Annotated in this window: 7 protein-coding genes; 3 read left to right on the forward strand and 4 right to left on the reverse strand. The window is 72.1% G+C overall.

Annotated features, from left to right (window positions below; translation table 11 throughout):
• The 4 genes from ACFQ9Z_RS39200 to ACFQ9Z_RS39215 all read right to left on the reverse strand — a co-directional run.
• The coding region (locus ACFQ9Z_RS39200) for a hypothetical protein (protein ID WP_383031886.1) at positions 1 to 818 on the reverse strand (818 nt) is incomplete at its 3' end.
• Positions 819 to 1,155: 337 nt separating this feature from the next.
• Positions 1,156 to 1,599 (reverse strand): hypothetical protein, encoded by a 444-nt coding sequence (locus ACFQ9Z_RS39205; protein WP_383031889.1) that lies wholly within the window; start codon positions 1,597 to 1,599, stop codon positions 1,156 to 1,158.
• 206 nt (positions 1,600 to 1,805) lie between these two features.
• A complete protein-coding gene (locus ACFQ9Z_RS39210; RefSeq protein ID WP_383031891.1) occupies positions 1,806 to 2,621 on the reverse strand; it encodes a hypothetical protein in 816 nt (271 codons plus the stop codon).
• 1,317 nt (positions 2,622 to 3,938) lie between these two features.
• Positions 3,939 to 4,367: a VOC family protein gene (locus ACFQ9Z_RS39215; RefSeq protein ID WP_383031894.1), complete on the reverse strand. Its 429-nt coding sequence runs from the start codon at positions 4,365 to 4,367 to the stop codon at positions 3,939 to 3,941.
• 301 nt (positions 4,368 to 4,668) lie between these two features.
• On the opposite strand from ACFQ9Z_RS39215, the gene ACFQ9Z_RS39220 reads away from it, so the two are divergent.
• The 3 genes from ACFQ9Z_RS39220 to ACFQ9Z_RS39230 are packed head-to-tail and all read left to right on the forward strand — an operon-like array spanning position 4,669 to position 7,938.
• Positions 4,669 to 5,685 carry a GlxA family transcriptional regulator gene (locus ACFQ9Z_RS39220; RefSeq protein ID WP_383031897.1) on the forward strand — a complete coding sequence of 339 codons (1,017 nt, stop codon included), beginning with the start codon at positions 4,669 to 4,671 and terminating at the stop codon, positions 5,683 to 5,685.
• Positions 5,682 to 7,436 carry a thiamine pyrophosphate-binding protein gene (locus tag ACFQ9Z_RS39225; RefSeq protein ID WP_383031901.1) on the forward strand — a complete coding sequence of 585 codons (1,755 nt, stop codon included), beginning with the start codon at positions 5,682 to 5,684 and terminating at the stop codon, positions 7,434 to 7,436. The genes ACFQ9Z_RS39220 and ACFQ9Z_RS39225 overlap by 4 nt, the downstream gene beginning before the upstream one ends.
• Positions 7,408 to 7,938, forward strand: coding sequence for an SRPBCC family protein (locus ACFQ9Z_RS39230; RefSeq protein WP_383031904.1), 531 nt, complete (start codon positions 7,408 to 7,410; stop codon positions 7,936 to 7,938). The genes ACFQ9Z_RS39225 and ACFQ9Z_RS39230 overlap by 29 nt, the downstream gene beginning before the upstream one ends.
• The last annotated feature ends 82 nt before the right edge of the window (positions 7,939 to 8,020 follow it).

An 8,020-nucleotide genomic window follows, 5' to 3' on the forward strand; every position in this document is an offset into this window, starting at 1 on the left:
GTGGTGTAGACGGTGGCGGCCCAGTGCTGGACGGTTCCCGGCTTGGGGTCGGCGAAGGTCTCTCCTTCGGGCAGTACGAGTTCGTTGTTCCAGGCAAGGGGCCCGAACAGGCCGGGGTCCCGTCGTTGAAAGGCTGTGTCTGCCAGAGCCGACTCAGCGGCGGTGATCAGATGGCCGTCGGGGCCGACTGCTACTGCCTGGCTGGCATCCACACCGAGCATTTCGCTGGTGCGCGGGGCGTAGAACGTCATCCAGATGCCCCTCATCCCCCGGCAGGGGACGATGGCGCCGTGGCTGCTTTGCCTGAGCCAGGTCACCGCGTGTCCGTCAACGTGGTCCTGGCTTCCGTCCCACAGCGACCAGGAGACGGCCACGATCGGTGTGTGGATCTCTACGCTGGTTCCGTCGACGGTGCGGTAGGTCTCGGCGTCGGAACCGATCGGGTCGCTGAAGAGCATCAAGCCGCTGGGGCTCGGGGGGCGGTTGAGGCTGATCGGCTCCTGAGGGGCAGATCCGGAGCTCGCCGCGACAGCGAGGCCGGTGGCGTTCGGTCCGATGCTGTAGGTGCGCGCTTCGCGCAGGCGGTCCGACTCGGTCAGCATCAGTGCGCGGGCGGCGAAGTCTGTGACGGTGAATGTGGTGGCCTCATCGGCCAGAGGCATCATCGTCCAGTGACCGCCCCGGATCGCCGTCTCGAGCATGCGTTGCGTCAGATTCGACCGGGTGAACAGTTCCTGGCGGCGTTGCCAGTCGAGGACGCTGAGCGGGGAAGGGGCACGCCAGCCCGTCGGCTTGGTGATCTGGGGCGCGGATGACACGGAAGGCTCCTCACGGCAGTCGTGACAGACCGAGGGCTGGCCCGGGCCTGTTGTGGGGGAGCGCACGGTGCAGTGGCGTGACGTAAGCGGCGCAAGGACGGGTACGGCGGGGCGAGTTCGGGCTCGTGGATGAGGGGCGCCAGCCGGTAGCCGCCGTGGCCGGCAACCCGGGCGTGGGAGCCACGCTCTGGATGCCCCGCACACTGGCGATGGCTTGACCAAGCCGGACACCCCCCGGTCGGGAGCAGCAACCCGGGGGCGGTGACGTGGGACGGTCCGCCCCCGGTGCCGGGTGCGGACCGTCAGGTGGTGCGCAGTGCGGTTCAGGATGCGGGACTCACGCCGTCTTGGTGCGGTGGTGGTGGTGCGCTTCCTCGGCGTGGACCTGCAGCGCGCCGCCGAGGAGGTGCATCAGATCGTCCGTGTGCCACAGGGCGAGGTGCAGCAGGGCGGTCGCGGCGTCACGGGCGCGGAGCTGGTCTTCGTCGGGGGCGGGGTGGGGGTTGAACGCCTCCCGTTCGGCGAGCAGGAGCAGCAGCAGTTGCCCGGCTCCGTGTCCGGGAGCGTCCTTGTCCAGGAGGTGGGTCAGGCTGGTGAAGCCGTCACGGGCGGCGGCCTGGACAGCCGGGGAGTTGCCCAGATCGCTGCTGTCGAGGAGCCCGCTGGCCAGCAGGGCGGTCTGCACGGCGTCGGCACGGCGTGCCTCGTCGTGAGGCAGGGGCCTGGGCAGAGCCGCGATCAGGCGCCTGGCGGCTGCGCGGGAGTCGGCTGGAGTTCGCATCGTCGGGTCCTTCCTGTCGGAGTCGGAGGGGTGATCACCCCTCCCCCGCCCCCTGTCGGGGGCGCACCGTACGGTGCGGCGACGGCCGGCAAGACGGGCAAGCGGCCCGACGGGATGGCCCGCCCTGTTCGCGGGGCGAGCCATCCGGGTGGTGCGGGCCGGGCACGGGCGGTGGGCCACACGGGCGTCCCAGGGAGCCGGTCTGGTCAGTCAACGGCGTCGTATAGGGCGTACAGCTCCTGGGCGGCGTGGACGGCCGCGTCTCGGTGCTCTTCGCAGGTGGGGACCTTGACGCCGCGGTGGGACACCATCCGGGTGGCGGGGTTCGGCTGGGGGTGCACGCGGGAGAAGCAGTTCAGCGAGGCGGACGTCAGCTCGTACGTGAGGGTGGGGCCGAGTTCGTCGTGGGCTTGGCGCAGCGCCCCGGCGGTGGCCGGTGTGGGGATGTCGCCAGCGGCCGCGAGGGAAGTTGGGCCGTTGTCGGATCGAGCACGGTCGGCGGTGATCGAGTCGGCCAGCCGGGCGTGCTGCCAGTGCAGGCGAAACACGTCTTCCAGCACGAGCGTGGTGGTCACCTGGTCGGTGACGAACTGCAGCCCGCCGTGCAGGTAGTGGATCCGGCTGAACAGCTCTGCCTCGCGGGCGATCGCCTTGATGGTGCGGGGAAGCAGTGACAGGGGCAGGTCGACCTTGCGGTGCGCGCTGTCGTGCGGGTACAGGACCGCGGTGACGTACTGGCCGAGGGTGCGGGGGATGCCGACGCCGGGGTGGGCGAGGGCGACGGCTTCGGCCGCCTGAAGGGAGACCTCGGCGTCGGCTGGAACAGGGCCGTCGTTGTCAACGGTGGCAGGCTCGGTTTGCAGGGCGTGCGCGGCTGCGTCGAGGAGCTGGGCAATCTTGTGCAGCGCGGTGCGGCCGGCATCGTCCAGGACAGGCGTCGTCTTGGTGGTGCGGGTGCGGGCGATGGTGGCGATGGCGCGGGCTCGGTGAGCGGCGGCCAAGGCGGCGGACGGCATGGTCACGGGAATCTCCGTCTCACGGCGCCCGCGCGGGGGCGCCTTTGGGTGAAGGGGTACCGGCCGCGGTGCGGGCGGAGGTGAAGGACGGCCCTCCCCGTGGGCAGGGGCGGCGATCCGTACCGTGGCGCGGCCGCTGGCAAGACGGGCAAGCAGCCGGACACGGGCGGGGGGGATGAAGCGGCGCAGGGCGCGAGTGCATCCTGGGGCGGGTGCCGCAGCAACATCCTGAGCTGAGGGGCGGGCGAGCCCCGGTGGCCGGGCGCTCCGGTCGGGGGTGGCCGCACCGGGGAGCGTGGTAGGCCAAGTGGGGCAAGGGGCAGCCCCTGCACCGCGTGTGCGGACCGGGCCGGGGACTGCCGGGCGGGCAGGAGAGGCAGGGCTTCTTCAAGGTGGTGATGTCGTGGGTCTGGTCCGTGCTGCGAGGGCATCCCTGGGCGTGGATCTGGTTGCATGGGGCGGCCCCCGGCACCGGGCAGGTGACGGGGGCCAAAGGGCCGGGGCCGGGCGGCGAGGCCGGGCCTCCGGGTGGGTGGTCAGTGGCTGGGCTGGCCGATCAGGACGCGGCCGCCACGGACCAGCTCGTGCGTGCACTCCCCCGCGTCCACGCCGGGGGCGTGGGTGAGGTGGGCGGTGTGCAGGCGGGCCAGGTCGGTCCAGAAGCGGTACAGGTGCGGCTGCGAGTAGCGCGGTGGCCGGGTGCTGTAGCCGCCGGGAGCGGCGGCGTGGGGGACCTTCTTGGCTTCGAGTTCGACCCAGACGCGGTGGTGTTCGAGGTCGACGCCGAAGATCCGGTATGCGGCGTAGACGCCCCAGTCGTCGGCGTGGTCGCGGCCCGACCCGATCGCGTCGGCGGCGGTCTGGTCGTGACCGTAAGGGTCGTAGGGCCAGTCCGCGTGGGTGCAGTGGAGGGTGCAGGCGGGGGTGGCGGGCTGGTCGCTGGTGGCCAGGCGCAGGTCGGGGCCCTGGCGGCCGCGGCGGCTGATCGGGGCTTTCGCGCACTTGAGGTGTTCGCGGGTGAGGGGCGCACTGTTCCCCGCCCAGTCCCTCTCGGGGGTCGGGAGCTGGATGCGATAGGCGAAGGCGCAGTTTCCGCAACTGGCGCCGGGGGCTTCGGTCAGGGGCTGTCGGCTGGCGGGGTGGATGTTGTGGGCCAGGAGGGCTCGGACATGGGCGGCACGCCCAGGTGTGCGGTCGTCTCGTCGACGAGAAACAGATAGGCGTCGTCAGTCATTACCAGTCCTCCGCAGAGCGTGTCGGCCGTACGCCGTGCCCATACCCCGTCACGGGCCGCACAGCCGGGCCGGATGTGCCGCCGCGGACTCAGCGCGCCCCCGGGATCTCTTCCGTCGTCCCGTGCACCGGCGAGGAGGGATCGCTGCCGTAGGCGCGGGTGAAGGCCTCCAGGCCGTGCCCGGCGGGATCCCGGAAGTAGACGCCCCGGCCGCCGTCGTTGCGGTTGATCCGGCGCGGCTGCCTGCCGTGCGGGTCGGCCTGCAGGGGGACTCCGGCCGCCACCAGCCGCGCGAGGATCTGGTCGAACTCGTCCTCGGAGACGAGGAACGCGTAGTGCTGCACGGGGATGTCGACGTCGACGGTCGCGAAGTCCAGCGTGACGCCGTTGGCCGTCCGCACCGGCAGGAACATCCCGGCCGGCTCCCCGACCTCCAGCCCCAGAATCCCGGCGAGGAAGTGAGCCGACTCCTCCCGGTCACGGGAGAGAACGATGGTGTGGTTGAACTCGACTGACACGGGCCAATGCCTCCATGGGCATCTCCACGGCCCCTCCATGCCTCACCCGGCCGGTGACCGGCACGCGAAGCCGCGCCGAAAAGCGTAGACATGACGCCCTGCCGGCGTCGAGCCGTTTTCCGGCTGCCAGGTGGCGGCAGCTCCCCTGTCACTCCTGTGACTTGCCTCACCCGACAGCACCCCCTTCCGGCCCCGAACCCGCTGGCCGGCGCGCCCCTGCCCCCACCCGGACCGCACGCTGGCCGGATACGTCAGTAATCTGTCATTGCAGCCAGTGGGGTACTCGATACAGGCTGTGACCGTGTTGGAGCGACGTGTTGTTGTGGTGGTCTACCGGGGCGCGATGGCCCTGGACATCACCGGACCGATTGAAGTGTTCGATACGGCCAACCGGCTTCTCGCCCCGTCGGGCACCCCCTACCGGATCGACCTGGTGTCCGCCGACGCGCCCCTGGTGCGCACGAGTTCCGGAGTGACGGTGGCGGCCTCGCCGCTGGAGGCGGCGGAGGGTGCCATTGACACGCTTCTGGTGCCGGGCGGTTGGAGTCTCGCGGACGCGCTGCGCGACCGGGCGCTGGTCTCCTGGATCGACCGGGCGGCGGCCCGTTCGCAGAGGGTCGCCTCCGTCTGCGGCGGATCCTTTCTGCTGGCCGAGGCGGGGCTTCTGGACGGCAGACGCGCCACCACGCACTGGGCGTACAGCGAGGCGATGGCGGGCCGCTACCCGAAGGTGACGGTGGACGCCGAGCCGATCTTCGTCTGGGACGGCCCGTTCGTGACCTCGGCGGGCGTGTCGACCGGGATCGACATGGCCCTGGCCCTCGTGGAGGCCGACCACGGTGCGGCGCTCGCACTGGAGACGGCACGGTTCCTGGTGCTCTTCCTGAAGCGGCACGGGGGGCAGTCGCAGTTCAGCGCCGTCCTCGACGCCCAGTTGGCCGACCATCCTCCGATCCGGACCGCACAGGAGTGGATCTTGGAGAACCTGCACCAGCCGTTACCCGTGGCCGAGCTCGCCCGGCGGGCCAACATGAGCCTGCGCAACTTCGCCCGGGTCTTCCGGCGCGAGGTGGGTACGACGCCCGGCCAGTACGTCGAGCGGACGCGCATCGCCCGTGCGCGCGAGCTGCTGGAGACCACCGATCTGACGATCAGCCAGGTGGCGGGGCGTTGCGGCTTCGCGGCCACCGAGACCTTCTTCCGCTCCTTCGGGCGGACCCTGGGGCTGACCCCGAAGGAGTACCGGCACCGCTTCCAGGTCGTCGCGCCGTCCGGCCTCATCGACCGGCACCACGAGACGGACAGGAGCCCGGCATGACTCCCCCGCCCCCGGACCGGCCCCGGGCAGAAACGGCACGGCTGGTCGACTACCTGGCCGGGGAACTCGCCCGGTCCGGCGTCACCCACCTGTTCGGCGTCGGCGGCGCGAACATCGAGGACCTCTACGACGCCGTCCACCGCGGCGGCACGGTCCGCGGCGTCGTCGCCAAGCACGAGTTCTCCGCCGTCACGATGGCCGACGGGTACGCCCGGACCACCAGGCGCCTCGGCGTGGTCGCCGCCACCTCGGGTGGCGGTGCCATGAACCTCGTGCCGGGCCTGGCGGAGGCGTACGCCTCGCGGGTGCCCGTGCTGGCCCTGGTGGGCCAGCCGCCGACCGGCGAGTGGGGCCGGGGGGCGTTCCAGGACTCCAGCGGCAGGGCGGGCAGCTTCGACGCCTCGGAGGTCTTCGGACCGGTCTCCCGGTTCTGCGCCCGGGTCGAGGACCCGGACGCGTTCCCCGAGCTGCTGTCCCGGGCGGTGGCCGCGGCACGGACGGAGCCGCCGGGGCCGGCGGTGCTGCTGCTGCCCAAGGACGTGCAGCAGGCACGGATCCGCCGGCCCGGCCGTGGCGCGGCGCCAGACCTGCCGGCGCCGAGGGCCGTGCTCGACACCACGGCCCTCGGCGCCGTGTCGGACGTCCTGAGCGGGGTCGGCCGCGTCCTCGTCATCGCCGGGGAGGGCGTCGCCGCCGCGGACGCGCGTGCCGAACTGGCCGAACTGGCCGGGAGGCTCGGGGCGTGGGTGGCGGTCACCCCCGACGCCAAGGACGTCTTCGACAACCGCGATCCGAGGTTCGCCGGGGTCGCCGGGGTGATGGGGCACGCGAACGTCGAGGACTGCCTGCGCCGGGCCGACGTGTGCCTGCTGGCCGGTACCCGGCTGCCGCTCCTGGCACGCGGCGGCCTCGACCGGGCCCTGTCCGCCGCCGAGGTCGTGTGCCTCGGGCCCGAACCGCCGTTCGTGCCGGGCACCGCACTGCGCGGGGACCTGCGGGAGGCGCTGCGCGCGGTGACCGACCGGCTGCCGGCAGCCCCGCGTGCCTGTCCGCCGCACGCCGGCCCCCGCCCCCGGCCCCTGCCGGATCCGGACGGCCGGACCGCCGGGCGAACCGTCCGGTACCCCCGGGCGATCGCCGCGGTGGAGGCCGCCCTCCCCCAGGACGCGCACGTCTTCGTGGATGCGGGCAACGCGGGCGCCAGCGCGGTCCACCTCCTCCCGGCGCCGCGCCACGGCCGCTTCGTGGTGGCCGTGGGCATGGGCGGCATGGGCTACACCTTCGGTGCCGGCATCGGCGCCGCGCTCGCCACCGGGCGGCGCACGTACGTCCTCGCGGGCGACGGCTCCTTCTTCATGCACGGGATGGAGGTGCACACCGCCGTGGAGTACGCCGCACCCGTCACCTTCGTCGTCTTCAACAACAACGCCCACGCCATGTGCGCCGTGCGCGAGGAGTTCCTCCAGGGCGGCGTCCGCCGGGACGACCTGTTCGGGCGGACCGACCTCGCCGCCGGAGTGGCCGCCGCGTTCCCGTCCCTCGACGTCACCAGGGCCGACGACGCGGCGCAGCTGCGCGAGGCGCTGCTGCGCGGCAACGCCGGCGCAGGCCCGGCGTTCGTCGCCCTGGACTGCGACCCGGCGGAGATCCCCCCGTTCCTTCCCTTCCAGTCCTTCACCACCACCGACCGCACCGCACGCAACGACCACGAGGAGAGTTCGGATGAGCGAGGAGCCGTCCACGTTGGCTGACATCCCCGGCCTGATGCGGATCGAGAACGCCGGCCGGGAGGAGCTGACCGCGCACTGCATGGAGCTCACCCACGCCGTCTATCCGCACCACCAGGTCTACGGGCAGTACTGCACCATCCACGAGTACGTCGACTGCCCCCCTGAGCTGGTCTACGACTACCTCCGCCAAGGCCACCACCTGGAGGAGTGGACGTGCAGCCTGCGGGGCTTCGCCCCCACCGGCACACCGGGGCTGTGGGTCGGCCAGGACCGGCTCGAGGACGACACCCGGATCTACTGCAGGGTGGAAGCCCACCCCGAGTCCATGACCGTGGACTACCACTGCTCCTGGGACCAGGGCGACAAGCTGTGGATGATCTACCTCATGCGCGTCGTGCCCGCCGCTGTGGTGCTCGACAAGCCGGGTTCGGTGATCACCTGGACCAACTGCCGGCACCCGTACTACGACGCCAACCCCCACCCCGAGAAGAGCCCCCGCCCCGACCGGGGCCTTCCGTTCTAGTGGTCGTCGCAACACCCCAGTTCAGGGGATGCGATGGACTTCGAGATCCGGAAGAGCCGCAAGGAGCAAGGGCCCCGCAAGC

It is taken from the genome of Streptomyces sp. NPDC056580 (assembly GCF_042793175.1).
Classification (GTDB): Bacteria; Actinomycetota; Actinomycetes; order Streptomycetales; family Streptomycetaceae; genus Streptomyces.

Bases quoted from the DNA above. Each gene is read 5' to 3' on its own strand.
- ACFQ9Z_RS39205 (WP_383031889.1), bottom strand. From the start codon at position 1,599: ATGCGAACTCCAGCCGACTCCCGCGCAGCCGCCAGGCGCCTGATCGCG.
- ACFQ9Z_RS39225 (WP_383031901.1), top strand. From the start codon at position 5,682: ATGACTCCCCCGCCCCCGGACCGGCCCCGGGCAGAAACGGCACGGCTG.
- ACFQ9Z_RS39230 (WP_383031904.1), top strand. From the start codon at position 7,408: ATGAGCGAGGAGCCGTCCACGTTGGCTGACATCCCCGGCCTGATGCGG.